13 protein-coding genes are annotated in these 14043 nt (G+C 41.9%); 2 read left to right on the plus strand and 11 right to left on the minus strand.

Annotated elements, in window-relative coordinates; genetic code table 11:
* The first annotated feature begins 50 nt into the window (after nucleotides 1-50).
* Nucleotides 51-797 carry a tRNA1(Val) (adenine(37)-N6)-methyltransferase gene (locus tag NML76_RS03050; RefSeq protein ID WP_021152863.1) on the plus strand — a complete coding sequence of 249 codons (747 nt, stop codon included), beginning with the start codon at nucleotides 51-53 and terminating at the stop codon, nucleotides 795-797.
* Entirely contained in the window at nucleotides 787-1050 is a 264-nt protein-coding gene (locus tag NML76_RS03055) for a GIY-YIG nuclease family protein (protein ID WP_004219743.1), read from the plus strand. Before NML76_RS03050 ends, NML76_RS03055 begins: the two co-directional genes overlap by 11 nt.
* Nucleotides 1051-1066: 16 nt before the next feature.
* Here NML76_RS03055 and NML76_RS03060 read toward each other — a convergent pair whose 3' ends face one another.
* The 11 genes from NML76_RS03060 to murF all read right to left on the minus strand — a co-directional run bounded on the left by NML76_RS03060 (nucleotide 1067) and on the right by murF (nucleotide 13911).
* Entirely contained in the window at nucleotides 1067-1960 is an 894-nt protein-coding gene (locus tag NML76_RS03060) for an aldose 1-epimerase family protein (protein ID WP_214259756.1), read from the minus strand.
* 350 nt (nucleotides 1961-2310) lie between these two features.
* Nucleotides 2311-3882 (minus strand): DEAD/DEAH box helicase, encoded by a 1572-nt coding sequence (locus tag NML76_RS03065; protein ID WP_254732636.1) that lies wholly within the window; start codon nucleotides 3880-3882, stop codon nucleotides 2311-2313.
* Between the two features lie 793 nt (nucleotides 3883-4675).
* Complete coding sequence (locus NML76_RS03070; RefSeq protein WP_003006305.1) at nucleotides 4676-5584, minus strand: magnesium transporter CorA family protein; 909 nt, start codon at nucleotides 5582-5584, stop codon at nucleotides 4676-4678.
* Between the two features lie 41 nt (nucleotides 5585-5625).
* Nucleotides 5626-6006, minus strand: a complete 381-nt coding sequence (locus tag NML76_RS03075) for a PH domain-containing protein (protein WP_004219989.1) — start codon at nucleotides 6004-6006, stop codon at nucleotides 5626-5628.
* Nucleotides 6007-6084: 78 nt separating this feature from the next.
* Complete coding sequence (locus NML76_RS03080) at nucleotides 6085-7632, minus strand: peptide chain release factor 3 (RefSeq protein ID WP_023917622.1); 1548 nt, start codon at nucleotides 7630-7632, stop codon at nucleotides 6085-6087.
* A 185-nt stretch (nucleotides 7633-7817) separates the two neighbouring features.
* The gene (locus tag NML76_RS03085; RefSeq protein ID WP_155198982.1) at nucleotides 7818-9743 is read right to left on the minus strand and encodes a DUF2207 domain-containing protein; all 1926 of its coding nucleotides are present in this window, start codon (nucleotides 9741-9743) and stop codon (nucleotides 7818-7820) included.
* A gap of 58 nt (nucleotides 9744-9801) precedes the next feature.
* Nucleotides 9802-10482: a TIGR02206 family membrane protein gene (locus NML76_RS03090; protein WP_003006294.1), complete on the minus strand. Its 681-nt coding sequence runs from the start codon at nucleotides 10480-10482 to the stop codon at nucleotides 9802-9804.
* Between the two features lie 14 nt (nucleotides 10483-10496).
* The gene (locus NML76_RS03095) at nucleotides 10497-11183 is read right to left on the minus strand and encodes a YwaF family protein (RefSeq protein ID WP_155198981.1); all 687 of its coding nucleotides are present in this window, start codon (nucleotides 11181-11183) and stop codon (nucleotides 10497-10499) included.
* A gap of 25 nt (nucleotides 11184-11208) precedes the next feature.
* Complete coding sequence (locus NML76_RS03100; protein ID WP_155198980.1) at nucleotides 11209-11910, minus strand: TIGR02206 family membrane protein; 702 nt, start codon at nucleotides 11908-11910, stop codon at nucleotides 11209-11211.
* 29 nt (nucleotides 11911-11939) lie between these two features.
* Nucleotides 11940-12551 carry an NUDIX hydrolase N-terminal domain-containing protein gene (locus NML76_RS03105; RefSeq protein WP_003015213.1) on the minus strand — a complete coding sequence of 204 codons (612 nt, stop codon included), beginning with the start codon at nucleotides 12549-12551 and terminating at the stop codon, nucleotides 11940-11942.
* Nucleotides 12541-13911, minus strand: coding sequence for a UDP-N-acetylmuramoyl-tripeptide--D-alanyl-D-alanine ligase (murF, locus tag NML76_RS03110; protein WP_254732638.1), 1371 nt, complete (start codon nucleotides 13909-13911; stop codon nucleotides 12541-12543). The genes NML76_RS03105 and murF overlap by 11 nt, the downstream gene beginning before the upstream one ends.
* Nucleotides 13912-14043 lie beyond the last annotated feature (132 nt).

Here is a 14043-nt window from a genome sequence, read left to right on the forward strand (position 1 = left end):
TATGTTTTATCGATCTTTCCCCAGGCCTCTTTTCATGCTATAATAGAGCCATGACAGATATCGAATTAAAAGACGGCGAGCGCGTCAATCAACTTTTTTCAAGTGATGTGAAAATTATACAAAATCGGGAAGTCTTTAGTTATTCCGTGGATAGCGTCCTGCTCTCGCGCTTTCCAAAATTGCCCAAGCGGGGCTTGATCGTAGATCTCTGCGCTGGAAATGGGGCCGTGGGACTTTTTGCGAGTACTCGGACAGAAGCCCAGATCATTGGTGTCGAAATACAGGAACGTCTGGCGGATATGGCAACCCGCTCCATTGCTCTCAATGGCTTGAACCAGCAAATGTCCATGATCACCGATGATCTCAAGCATTTACCCCAACATATCAAGGGCAGTAAGGTGGATATTATCCTCTGCAATCCCCCTTATTTCAAGGTGGATGAGCATTCCAATCTCAATGAGAGTGAACACTACCTCTTAGCTCGACATGAAATTACGACCAATTTAGATGAGATTTGCCATGTGGCTCAGCGAGTTCTTAAATCAAATGGCCGCTTAGCGATGGTCCATCGTCCAGATCGCTTCTTGGATATCATCGAAACCATGAAACGTTACAATCTTGCACCTAAGCGGATCCAGTTTGTCTATCCCAAAGTGACCAAAGAGGCGAATATGTTGTTGATTGAGGCGATCAAGGATGGCTCACTGGATGGTTTAAAAATTCTGCCTCCCCTCTTTATTCACAATGAAGACGGCAGCTATACAGACGAGATTCATGAGATCTACTATGGAAACTAAGGCTTACATGTATGTCCTAGAGTGTGCGGATGGCTCCCTCTACACTGGCTACACCACGGATGTTGAAAAACGCCTAAAGACTCACAATGCTGGAAAAGGCGCCAAATATACACGGGCTCGCCTCCCCGTTAAACTTCTTTACCAAGAATCCTATCCAGATAAACCCTCTGCTATGTCTGCCGAGGCTCTCTTTAAAAAGAAATCACGCCAAGCAAAGCTAAACTATATCAAAAAGAACCGTCGGACTCCTTAGTCCAACGGTTTTTCATTTACAAAATGGTGATACGGTACTGGTGACTCCGTGTTTCTTGAGGAGCCAACTGGATCACACCTTTTTTATCTTCGAAGAAATCGCCCTCTTCTGCAGATGTGGAAATACCCGTCCAAGGCTCCAAGGCAATGAAAGGCCCCTTGTTATTGGTAGACCAAAGGACGAGATTCTCAAAATCTGCAAAGGCAAATTCCAAACCTTTACCAGATTTTTTCGAGAGGAGCTGCACAGATTTAGAAGCTAATTGATCTAAAATAATGGCGTCTTTTTCAAATAGTTCATGGCGCAAAGGTAGGCTACGACTATGGTCTAAAAATGGCGTCCGCTGCAGGCGATCAACCAACCCGGTTTCTGTGAACAAGAGAGGAACGCTACAGCTTTCTTCTTTTTCAAAAATCAACTCGTAGTCTTCATAGTCTTCATCTGCTAAAAGGGGACAACGAAAGGCTGGATGCCCTCCAATGAAATAAGGCATGACTTGATCTGACTCTAAATTTTGCACGCGATAGGTGATGGTGATCTCTTTCCCCTGCAATTCATAGATAATTTCCACTCGAAAATGGTAGGGATAATTTTGTAAGCTTTCGTCGTTATAGGTAATTTCAAAGACAAGACGATGGTCTGTTTGTTCTTTGAGTTCAAACTCTCTCTTCCGAATAAGGCCGTGTCTTGGAAGCTGGCCTGTCTTCACTCCATCTTTTAGATGATACTGCACTTGACCATTACGAACACTCCCGCAAATCGGAAACAGAACCGGCGCTTGTCCTGACCAATACTCTGGATCCCCTTGCCAAAGATATTCTATGCCTTCCTTACTTCGAATGGAGCTCAATTCCCCACCAAATGTCTTAAATTGTAATTCTAGATCACCATTTTTTAATGCAATCACCATGGGCGACACCTCTTTTTAATTAGTATAGTTATTATATTCATTATAACCTTTTAGAAGAGATTGTCAATTTTTATTTTTCTAGTCAAAAATTTTAAAAAAATAAGAAAAAATCCTTGACAAGGCTTGGAAATAATTGTAGACTTAATATGTTAACAGAAATATTCCATTTTAGGAATTCATTCTTTCTGTTGTCTGACTTTTTTGGATGCTCCTTATCATGATACATTTTTCTAAAAGAGTCAGTTATCATTTAGGTCTCCTTATAAATATACAAGGGTTAACAGCTGGTTAACCCTTGTATTTTTGATTTTCATTAAAAAAACGGCCTATTGCTAGACCGTTCTTAGGGCTTATTTATCCCCTTTGTTGCGGATGACAAATCCATTTTTCTTTTCATTGGAAGTACGATGAGGACGTTTGTTGCCCTTGCCTTCAAAGTCTCGGCTATTTTTATTGGACTTACGTTTGAAATCACGGCGTCCACCTTCACGGTCATCTCTGCGATTGCGGTCACGACGTTGGTCTCCACGACGGCCATTTCCACGGCCACCTTTGCCTTTTCCACCAAAGCCACCACCGGATGGTTTAAATGGTAATGGTTTTTCACGCGCAATTTCAACTTCTGGAAGGCTGTCTGGATCTTGAACAGTCAAGCTCAAGATATACATGGCCAATTCTTCAGGAGTGAATTCTGCAGCCAATTTGCGAGCATCCTTGCCAAACTTCTCAAAGTTGGTCCGGATTTTTTCATCTTCAAAGTCTCGCTCAATTTTCTTCAGCGCTACTTGTTTTTTCGCTTGGAAGGCTTCTTCTGCTGTTGCAGGTTTCATTCCCTTCATCCGCTTTTTGGTCAAGTTCTCAATGATTTGCAAATAGCCCATTTCATTTGGCGATACAAAGGTAATGGATTGCCCTGTTTTCCCAGCACGACCTGTCCGTCCGATCCGGTGAACATAGCTTTCTGGATCTTGTGGAATATCGTAGTTGTAGACATGGGTCACACCTGAAATATCCAAGCCACGTGCCGCAACGTCTGTTGCTACCAAGACGTCCAAGTTCCCATTTTTAAAGTCACGAAGGACTCGGAGACGTTTGTTTTGATCCAAATCACCGTGAATTCCTTCTGCTCGGAAGCCACGAATCTTCAAGCCACGAGTCAATTCATCGACCCGGCGTTTTGTCCGACCAAAGACGATAGCAAGCTCTGGTTGCCACACGTCCATGAGACGAGTCATGGTATCAAATTTTTCGCCTTCTTTGACACGAATATAGTATTGATCGACCAAATCGGTTGTCAATTCTTTGGCCGCAATCTTAACGTGTTCTGGCTCTTTCATAAACTGAACACCGATTCGTTTGATGGCTTCTGGCATCGTTGCTGAAAAGAGCAAGGTTTGGCGTGTTTCTGGGACACGGCTAATGATGGCTTCGATATCTTCCAAAAAGCCCATGTTGAGCATTTCATCTGCTTCGTCCAAGATCAAGGTTTCAATATGATTAAGTTTCAAGGCCTTGCGCTTGATCAAATCTAGCAAACGGCCAGGTGTTCCCACAACGATATGAGCACCTGACTTCAAGGCTTTGATTTGCTTTTCAATGCTTGATCCACCATAGACAGAGCGGACTTTAACACCCTTGCTGCGTCCAAAACGGAAGAGTTCTTCCTGACTTTGAACCGCCAACTCACGCGTCGGGGCAATAACAAGGGCTTGGATTACTGTGTTATCGACATCAATCTTCTCCAAAGTTGGAAGACCGAAAGCAGCTGTTTTACCGGTCCCTGTTTGCGCTTGACCAATGACATCTTTTCCTTCAAGGGCCAAAGGAATGGTTTGTTCTTGGATAGGGCTTGCTTCTACAAAGCCAGCTTTTTCGATTTCTGCTAATAATTCAGCAGATAAGTTAAATTCATTGAATTTCAATTCTTTCTTCTTTCTAAAAAGTGGTGCGAAGCCACTTTATCACACTTCTTTCAATGCGAAAACGCACTGATTGCATAGGAAGTCACCTTCCCGGTCACCTGTCGCAAGACTCATCTAAAGAAAAACTAGTCCGTCTGTTTAAGACTACAATTTCTTTAGAGAAAAATGTTTTGCGTCCTAACGGATGTTGTTGGCTAGTATCGTTTTTCAAACAAATAGGCCACAAGATCCTACTTGCGGGAGTCTTCTTTCGAACAGAATCCTTCCATCTGTTCTGCCTCCCTAGCATTTCTCTCATACAAGTTTGCAACTTATCTAGTATAACACAATGAAGAGGTAAATGATAGTCACAGGAGACTAATTTTATTTTTTAGGAAAAAATCTTAGATAGCTTTAAATCATAAAAGTGACACAAAACCTAGCCGGGATAGGTTTTCTTCATGCAATCATCTAATATACTTCATCATTGGAGTATAAAAACTTCGGAAAAACTTTTTTTGGTAGTTCTTGCGTTTTTACAAATAAATATGTATAATACAGTTAGTATCTAAAATATTTCTGTATAAAGAAATAGGATCATTTTATCTGATTCAACGATTTATTCTAAGTTCTGATTTATTTAGAACCACTCAGTACTATTAAATCTACTCCTACTATTTCCAAGAAGATTTTGTACAGTCAATGAACTATTCACACTGCCCCTTCTTTGGAGAGGAGGGCAGGTGTCTAGATGGTTCCTATTTCTCAGATTATTCTAGATACGAAGAGGCTCGGATTTCTCCAAGCCTCTTTTTTATCTTTGTTTCACAATCCACCGCATAACCTTTCCCAAAATGAGCCATAATATAAAGCTACATACGGATACATAAATCCAAGCATTGGGATCCTTTGTCATCGGAAGAGGGATATTCATTCCAAAGAAACCGGTGATAACGGCTAAAACCGCCAACAAGGCTTCAAAGATGGTTAGGGTTGTCAAGTTGTCATTCAAGTTGTTGTTTAGGATATTGTTGTAAGATCCTGACAACTGTTGCAAGACATTGGAAATCAACTCAGTCATCGAAGCCAACTGACGCGCTTCGATCATGGCATCATCAAACTGCTCTTTTTCAACATCATTCATCCTGCGATAAATGGCATGCGCTTTAATATGTTCTAGCAACATCCGATTCTGCTTGGCTGCTGCGACCAGATACACCATACCGGTCTCAAGGTCAGACAGGGCATAAAGATTCTTGGTCGTCGTTGTCTTTCGAAGCAAACGATTGAGTTCATCCTTGTGCTTATCTAAGCGATCAATAATCGGATAATAAGCATTACTGATCATTTCAAGACCTGCAAAAAGCAACTTATAGATCGACAACTCCCCATGGCTTTCCAAATAGCGAACCATTTGTTCAATGATATAGGCATTGTCCTGGTTACTGATGGTCACGAGTCGCGTATCTTGAACGATAAAGGTCATAGGGATGGTTTCGTAGTATTCCTTGTCCTTTTCTAAATCCAATACATTGTAGATAAATGTGATCGTACCGTTTTCTCGATTATAATCCATATGGGCACGTTCGTTCTTATCCATCGCGTACTCAATGGTTTCTTTGTCAATCTCGTATTTTTTATAAAGATATGAGTTTTCAGCAATCATATCCGAGTCGATATTGATCCATTTCCGATCTTGACCCAATTGTTTTTCGATAAACATTCCGTCTCCTTTCTCAACTGTTCTCTATCAAAATGATATTTTTATTTAAAAACTGCACTGGCTAATGCTTGCTGGATTTCAATGACGCTGCTGTCACTCTTGAATTGTAAAACTTCTGAAGGCTCGACTGCAGAAGAGACCCAGATTTTTAATTCGGCATCCAAATCAAAATGACCGGAAGTTTCGACTGAAAATCGAGAGATCGAGCGATAAGGAAGGGATTTGTAGGACGTTTTCTTTCCTGTTACTCCTTGCTTATCCACCAAGATCAAACGAAACTCTGTAAAGACGATTAAATCACGAATCAAGCTAAAAGCAAGTGTGACTTGCTCTCCCGGCACCAAGATATCTTCCAGATCTCTTTCTACTTTATCAACATTTTTTTGAGAGGCATTGCCCATCAAACCACTTAATAATCCCATCATTTCTCCTTTATAAGCGAAAACGGATAGATTTTCGTTTTCTTATTTTTTTGTTATGGATCAGTTTTGAAAAATTCCTTACCCCATCTTTTCTTCCAGCTCAACGTCTGGATACTTATCCGCAAACCAGCGGAGGGCAAAGTCGTTTTCAAAGAGGAAGACAGGTTGGTCAAAGCGGTCCTTCGCCAAGATATTTCGGCTTGAAGACATGCGCTCATCTAAGTCTTCTGGTTTGATCCAGCGAACTGTCTTTTTACCCATTGGGCTCATGACCACTTCGGCATTGTATTCATTTTCCATCCGGTGCTTAAAGACTTCAAACTGCAATTGACCAACGGCACCAAGCATGTATTCACCTGTTTGGTAGTTGGTATAGAGCTGAATAGCTCCTTCTTGCACCAATTGCTCAATCCCTTTGTGGAAGGATTTTTGCTTCATGACGTTCTTGGCTGACACTTTCATGAAGATTTCAGGCGTAAAGGTTGGCAGTGGTTCAAATTCAAACTTGTTTTTGCCCACTGTCAAAGTATCTCCAACCTGATAAGTACCGGTATCGTAAACCCCGATGATGTCTCCTGCTACAGCATTGCTGACATTTTCACGGCTTTCGGCCATAAATTGAGTCACGTTAGATAACTTAGCACCCTTACCAGTACGAGGCAGGTTGACGCTCATCCCACGCTCAAATTCGCCAGATACGATCCGCACAAAGGCGATCCGGTCGCGGTGACGAGGGTCCATATTGGCTTGGATTTTAAAGACAAAGCCTGAGAAATCCTTATCATAAGGATCGACAAGTTCGCCATCTGTCTTCTTGTGGCCGTGTGGCTCCGGAGCAAACTTGAGGAAGGTTTCCAAGAAAGTCTGTACCCCAAAGTTCGTCAAAGCGGATCCGAAGAAGACTGGTGTTAATTCACCCGCAAGGATGGCTTCTTCTGAGAATTCATTTCCAGCTTCTTGCAAAAGTTCTATATCGTCTTTCACTTGTTCATAGAATGGATTGTTAGCAAAGAGCTTGTCTCCATCTTCTAGACTGGCAAAGCGTTCATCCCCTTTGTAGAGTTCCAAGCGTTGGTTATAAAGGTCATAGAGCCCCTCAAAGGCTTTCCCCATCCCGATCGGCCAGTTCATTGGGTAACTAGCGATGCCCAAGACTTCTTCCAATTCTTGCAAGAGGTCCAATGGCTCACGTCCATCACGGTCCAGCTTGTTCATAAAGGTAAAGACTGGAATACCACGGTGTTTCACAACTTCAAACAATTTCTTGGTTTGGGCCTCGATACCCTTGGCAGAGTCCACCACCATAACCGCCGCATCCACTGCCATCAAGGTCCGATAGGTATCTTCTGAGAAGTCCTCGTGCCCTGGAGTATCTAGGATGTTCACGCGCTTGCCATCGTAGTCAAACTGCATGACAGATGAGGTTACCGAAATCCCACGTTGTTTCTCAATGTCCATCCAGTCGGATTTAGCGAAGTTTCCTGTTTTCTTTCCTTTTACGGTACCGGCTTCCCGAATCTCCCCACCAAAGTAGAGCAACTGCTCAGTAATCGTCGTTTTACCAGCATCCGGGTGGGAGATGATGGCAAAAGTACGGCGTTTTTTAATTTCTTCTTGTACGTTCATGTTCCTAATTCTTTCTCTTCTTATTTTTTGATAAATTTACAAATTCATCTCTACATCGGATCTCTCCTCAATTTCTCTATCTGTCCTATTATAGCGAAAATAGGCACTTTTTTCAACGATGATTCTTCTTTGAGAGCAAAAAGAAAGACTAAAATCCGTAGATTCTAGTCTTCTTTTCACGGCTATCAAAAGGCACCAAATCCTCCGCCACCGCCACCATCAGAGAAGCCACCGCCGTCAAAGCCGCCACTGCCATCTGAAGAGTTAATAGAGAAGCTTGAAACACTATAGGAATCATCTGCATAGTTCATCAAGGTAGAGCCGTCTAGGAAGGTATTTGGGGAGGTTGTTAGCCAAAGAACAGTGTCCCAGTCTTCATATGGTAAGGGAATCTGATGATTTTGGAGTACCTGGCTCACTTTTTTTGCTTGGCCATACATGGTTGCATAGACTAAGATGCGATTCCATAGGATGACACTCTCAAGTTCTGCTTGGTTGAAATTTGGAATACTTTCGATCATATTTCGAAAGGCCATCCATTGGAATTGTGAATCCAAGTTCTCTAAGGATTGTAGATGATCTTCACGGATTTTCACAACAATATAAAATGGAATGAATAACAAAACCAAAAGTAAAATAATCCAAAAATAGAAGGAAGATAGATATGAACCAAATCCAAGAGATAAGAAACACATGCTCACAAATAAGATCAGTAAGAGCCAAAAATGTAAGGCACAGCCTGTTTTAGAAAAAGCTTCTTCTTTTTCAGATAAGTCTCTAAAATAAGAAGGCAATCCTAATTTTGCAATTTCCTTTTCTACACCTTTTGACAATTGCTGGGCATCCTTTTTTAAAATGGATTGAACTTCATTTCCGATCTTTCGAATACGGTCTCGTTGCGTGTCCGATTTAGCAGCTCGAAAGTCTTTTTTAAGGGCTACTTTATCAATTTTATACTTTGAGAATACCTCACTGATATTGATTGCAGATTCTTGATTAAAAATCATTTCAATAAACTTTAATTCAAAATCAGCCAAGCCTTCATAATGGAGACAGGTCAAGGTTTCCCCATTTTCATTCCTAGTCAAACGAAGATTTCCTCGATCAATGAGATCCAATATAGTTGCTTGGATGAGATGATTGAATGTTAATGGTCCTTTCTCTCTAGATATCACCATCCGTTCAAAATCAAGTTGATACAGTGCCTTAGCTAGGACAAGAGGAGGTAAATTCTGTGGTGGTTCGTATAATCGTACTCCTTTTGCAATCCGACGAGTTCTGGTACTGATAAAATACCGGATCCATGGAATGAAAGCGAGGATAAATAAAAGAATCGATACAATTGGTACAACCTTAAGTAGAAGGGTCCGATAGAGGAACGTTTTTTGTTCAATGGATTTCTCTTTTTTGAGAAATTTCTCTTTCCCATTTCCCTTGTTAATCTCATTTGCTTGTTCTCGACGCAGGGCTTCCGTCATTGGCCAATAGGCATGCAGTTCAAGCTTGCCATTTTTAGGAAAATCTTTTGCCCAAATATGATAACCAGTTTCAGTCCGTTCGACTTGGGCTGGTGGATTAAAGTAACCAGTATGGGCATACAGTTTTCCCTGCTTGGCATCCAAGCCATCCACATAAAAATCTAATTTCGCGACTTTTTCATCTCCATCTGAAATAGGAAACCAATTCAATTCTGCAATATCCTTGTAGAAAGTCAAGAGATGATCAATCTTCCATTTTACTTTGATCTTGACCGTTCCTCCGACGATACGGGCATTGTATATTTTTAATTGCCGACCATCTTCCAGGTCTGTCTCCTCTACACGAATATCACGTTTTTCCCCATCCACATAGGCTTCCACCTCAGGATGACGATGAATCTTAAACCCTTTTGGAAGAGGATCTGCGCTTCCTAGGGTCACATATTGACCATGATAGCCTGTCTGAAACTGATAGGTAATCTCTTGTGTAAATGTTGCTTGGCTATCTTCCTGCAATTGGAGGTGTCCTACATAGGATTCAATCGAATAGCGAACTTCATCATCTGCATGTGCGATCGTGATTGTACAAACTAAACTCCAAATGAGGGAAATCATTAGCAAGAAACGCTTCATATATTCTCCTTTAATATAAAACAGGGTTGAGACCGAGATGTCCCAACCTTCCTACTTGTTATTTTCTCACTTTCACCCGCTCACTTCTGCGACTGAAGAACTGATTAAAGAGTAATAAAGCAAGGGCTAAAATACTGGATACAACCAGATAATTGAGCCACACCTTATCCCCTCTCATAATCGGAGGGCGGGCCATCAAGCCATAATTTCCTCCCGTCAATTGATTGACTCCAACCAGGAATAAATCTAAGGCAAAGGTATAGAGAACAATCTGACTATTTTTTAAGAGGTTTCGATCATACCATCTCAAGAGATAAATCAAGGAATTGATGAGGAGACAGTAATGTCCGAGAAGGAAAGAAAAACTCGTAATATGAGGGAAAGTGTAGGGATCAAAGACTGGATAGCCCAAAGCAAAGATGGCTCCACTCACTCCCATCAAGGCAAAGAACTGTTTGCTTTTCCAGCGGTCTGGTAAAAACAAGACCGCAAACATGGCCAAACGGCAATGATAAAATGGTAAGCTATTGGACCATGGAATGTGGTAGGCAAAATACCAAAGATACAAGCAAATTAACTGGAAGCCTTGTAAGTATTGAAAGCATTTGCGAAATTGCTCATTCTGATAATAGCGAAGTGACATCATAATCGCTGTCACAACGAACAAGACCATCACACTATACCAAAGTGCTGAGATTGCTGGTGGTGCTGTTGATTCTGTAGTGAAAAAATGATGCATAAAATCTCCTTATTTTAAACAGATTTAGGTATTCTTCTTTTCTTACTGTACTGAACGATCGTATTGATGAAAATCAGTGTCCCCGTCATGAGAACTGTCACGATCAAATAGTTGAACACAAGGCCATGGTCACCGATCACAGGAGGGCGACGCATAAAGCCGTAGTTTCCGCCTGTTGCGAGATTCGCAAGCTGAATAATGGCATTGACCCCAAACGTCATCTGACAGATCTTCCAAACGGCCCCTTCTTCCACCTGGTAGGATTGAACCAGATAGATCAAACAGTTGGCCAGGAGAGCCCAGTGACCAAAGACATTGTTGATCGAGGATACGTGAGGAAAAGGATAAGGATAAAAGATGGGATGAACCAAGGCCATAATGGAACCAAAGACTCCCACGAGGGCAAAATATTGTTTGAAGCTACCCTTGGGCGCCAAAAGAATAATCCACATGGCCATCCGGCTATGATAGAAAGGAAGACTCTCTGAAAGAGGCAAGCGAGCAGCTAGATACCAAGAGTTGATGATGAGCAGCTGGATCAACTGCCCCCAATACCAAAAGTTTTGGTAGCCTTTAGAGTGAGCAAATCGAATGGACAGAACTCCCACTACTACCAATGAAGTCGGCAATAAGAAATACCAGACCCCCAATTGAGGAGGGGCCGTTGGTTGACTGGTGAAAAATAAGTCCCAAAGTGTCATGATTTCTTTCCCTTATCTGCTCTTTTTATTCTGAACGCGAAACTATACTCTCTTCGACCATCTTGTATTTGTATTTATAGCGTTGATTGACCAAGCAAATACCAGCTACCATCACGATGCTGACCAAGAGGTAGTTCAAGAGAGCACCGTGGTCTCCAATGATTGGTGGGCGTCGTAAGAAGCCGTAATCTCCTTTCGTCAAAAGGTTGACCAAGAAAATCAAGGCATTCATGCCAAAAGTAATCTTGAAAATTCTCAAGCTGTCTTGTTTTTCCGACTGATAAAAATCTTGCAGGTAAATCAAACTATTAGCAAATAAGGCCCAGTGACTAAAAATCAGATTGAGCACGGTAATATGGGGGAATGGGAAGGGGTCAAAGGCTGGATAAACCAAGGCCGCGATGGATCCTAGAACTCCCAACAAGGCAAAATATTGCTTGATATAGGTTCCTCTCGGTGCAAAGAGGATCGCAAGCATGGCCAAGCGACAATGATAAAAAGGCAAATTATCTGTCAGAGGCATGTGGGCGAGAATATACCAAGCATTGATGGTCAAGACTTGAATCAATTGTGCCCCGTACCAAAAGCGTTGGTAGCTTTTGGACTGCGCATATTTGATGGAAAAGTAGCCAACCACCAACAAAGAAGCTGGCAAAATGAAATACCAGAGACCAAACTCAGGCGGGGCTGATTTTTGGTTCGTAAACAATAAATCCCAAAGTGTCATTTTATATCCCTTTAATTTATAAATCGTTTTTAATCACAATACAAATCTCGTTTCCCATCATAAACCTCCCAAAGGAAATTCAATTGTTCTTCTGTATTGCGCTTGGTAGAAAGAGCAGGCATTTTCTCTCTCTCAAAAAATGCAAGATCGGAAATTTCCTGATTCTGTTGAAAACTTCCATCCAGCAATTCACATTCAAATACCAATTTCACATATTGGCGGCTTTGCAATTGGTAGCGATTGGTATCAAATACTGCCAACAACCGATTGACACGTGCTACATAGCCCGTTTCTTCTTGAATTTCCTTTAAAATATTTTCTTTAGGAGAATAGCCAACCTCACCAAAACCACCCGGCAAAGCCCAGGTCTCTTCTCCCTGACCTTTCACCAGACAAAGTTTTCTATCTTTGACAATCCAAGCCCTAACATCAATTAAGGGGGTGTCATAATAGTTTGTCGGTCGAAACAAATCTGATAATTCTTGTGAATTCAGATCAGTCGTTTCTCTCACAAGATCCTGTAAAATTTCACGAATATCCTGGTAGCGCTCTTGATCAAATGGATCTTTTGAGAAGGCTAAGCCTGTATTGGTGATTGAAATCAAGCGCTGAATGTCCTTCAGTACATTATTACTTACCATTCTCCAACTCCTCTACCAATTTGGCTAGATTCATGGAATTGCTTCCCTTGATAAGGATTTGGTCTTGCTCTTTCAAGCTTTCCTTGACTTGTTTGACCATGTCCTCAAACTGGTCTTCCTCAGCTGTTTTCTTGAAATAATAGACATGTCCGAGTGGGAACATCTGACTCGCTAACTGAGCCAATCCCGCAATGTCTTGGCCGTAGAAAATAACCGTATCCAAGACATCTGGCGAGAGGCTGAGAATCATTTGGTTGTGCAGATCAATGGATTGCTCCCCTAGTTCTTTCATATCCGCCAGGACAGCTAATTTTCGACCATTTGGATTGGCAGGAATAGTTGAGAAGGTTTCTAAGATTAGGCGCATAGCCGTCGGATTAGCATTGTAGACATCGGATAGGATATCCGCTCCGTTACTGGCCTTCTTCCATTCTGTGCGGTTGCGCGTCAATTGCAAGGTTTCAAAACTGTCACGAATCGCAGCTTCACTCACCCCTTCTTGCAGGGCAACATAAGCTGCAATCATGGCATTGGTCGCATTGTATTTTCCTGTTACTGGAAGATCAATCGCTTCTTCTAAGAAATTCGCTCGGAAAGTTAAGCTATCCTTTCGCTCGATTAACTCGGTAATAAAAATCTCCTCGTCTGGACCAAAGCGGACCACTTTTTGTTTTTCAGGGAGGTAGGCATTCACGATTGGATCAGCTGGAACTACCAGAAGACCGCCTTCTGGCATGCCATCCGCAATCTGGAGTTTTCCTTTTGCGATCTCACTTCGATCTTTAAAGAATTCCAAATGGGCTTCCCCAATCAAGGTGACAATAGCAGCTTTTGGATGCGCCAGTTCTGACAAGAGATGGATATCTCCTAGATGGTCTTGCCCCATTTCAAGGACCAGTTTGTCTGTCCCTTCTGGCATATGCAAAACCGTATAAGGAAGACCAATTTCGTTATTATAGTTTCCCTGTGTTTTATAGGTTAGGTAAGTAGTGGACAAAAGCTGTGCCAACATATCTTTTGTGGTGGTTTTACCATTTGACCCCGTCACTGCAAAAACATCTACTTTTGTCTTTTGAAGATAGGCTGCAGCAAGTGTTTGAAAAGCGCTCAGCACATTTTCCACCAAAATATAAGGGTGGCCTTCTACCACTTTCTCTGAAAAAGTGGCTACGGCTCCGTTTTCAAAAGCAGTCTCAATAAAGTCATGACCATCACGCGCTCCCTTTAAAGGAACAAACAGGTCTCCAGGCCCAATCAAACGGCTGTCAAATTCCGGCTTGACGAGGGCCACATCTTCAAATTGGCTGATATCATTTTTTGCATGTACTAGATGAGCAACTTCATGTAATGTGAGATTCATATCCGACTCCTCAGTTCTCCGTAGCGTCCTCTAAGATTTGGACACTCCTATCAAATTCTTCTCATTATACCATATTCTAGACCACAAAAAAAGTGGCTGGGACAGAAGTCCTAGCCTCTTGATTGTTTTTGG

The organism is Streptococcus sp. CF8_Ac1-9 (assembly GCF_024295565.1).
In the GTDB taxonomy this organism is placed as follows: Bacteria; Bacillota; Bacilli; order Lactobacillales; family Streptococcaceae; genus Streptococcus; species Streptococcus parasanguinis_X.

Bases quoted from the DNA above. Each gene is read 5' to 3' on its own strand.
- NML76_RS03075 (WP_004219989.1), bottom strand. From the start codon at position 6,006: ATGGGATTATTAAGTGGTTTGATGGGCAATGCCTCTCAAAAAAATGTT.
- NML76_RS03080 (WP_023917622.1), bottom strand. From the start codon at position 7,632: ATGAACGTACAAGAAGAAATTAAAAAACGCCGTACTTTTGCCATCATC.
- NML76_RS03085 (WP_155198982.1), bottom strand. From the start codon at position 9,743: ATGAAGCGTTTCTTGCTAATGATTTCCCTCATTTGGAGTTTAGTTTGT.
- NML76_RS03100 (WP_155198980.1), bottom strand. From the start codon at position 11,910: ATGACACTTTGGGATTTATTGTTTACGAACCAAAAATCAGCCCCGCCT.
- NML76_RS03055 (WP_004219743.1), top strand. From the start codon at position 787: ATGGAAACTAAGGCTTACATGTATGTCCTAGAGTGTGCGGATGGCTCC.
- NML76_RS03090 (WP_003006294.1), bottom strand. From the start codon at position 10,482: ATGCATCATTTTTTCACTACAGAATCAACAGCACCACCAGCAATCTCA.
- NML76_RS03095 (WP_155198981.1), bottom strand. From the start codon at position 11,183: ATGACACTTTGGGACTTATTTTTCACCAGTCAACCAACGGCCCCTCCT.
- NML76_RS03070 (WP_003006305.1), bottom strand. From the start codon at position 5,584: ATGTTTATCGAAAAACAATTGGGTCAAGATCGGAAATGGATCAATATC.
- NML76_RS03105 (WP_003015213.1), bottom strand. From the start codon at position 12,551: ATGGTAAGTAATAATGTACTGAAGGACATTCAGCGCTTGATTTCAATC.
- murF (WP_254732638.1), bottom strand. From the start codon at position 13,911: ATGAATCTCACATTACATGAAGTTGCTCATCTAGTACATGCAAAAAAT.
- NML76_RS03050 (WP_021152863.1), top strand. From the start codon at position 51: ATGACAGATATCGAATTAAAAGACGGCGAGCGCGTCAATCAACTTTTT.
- NML76_RS03060 (WP_214259756.1), bottom strand. From the start codon at position 1,960: ATGGTGATTGCATTAAAAAATGGTGATCTAGAATTACAATTTAAGACA.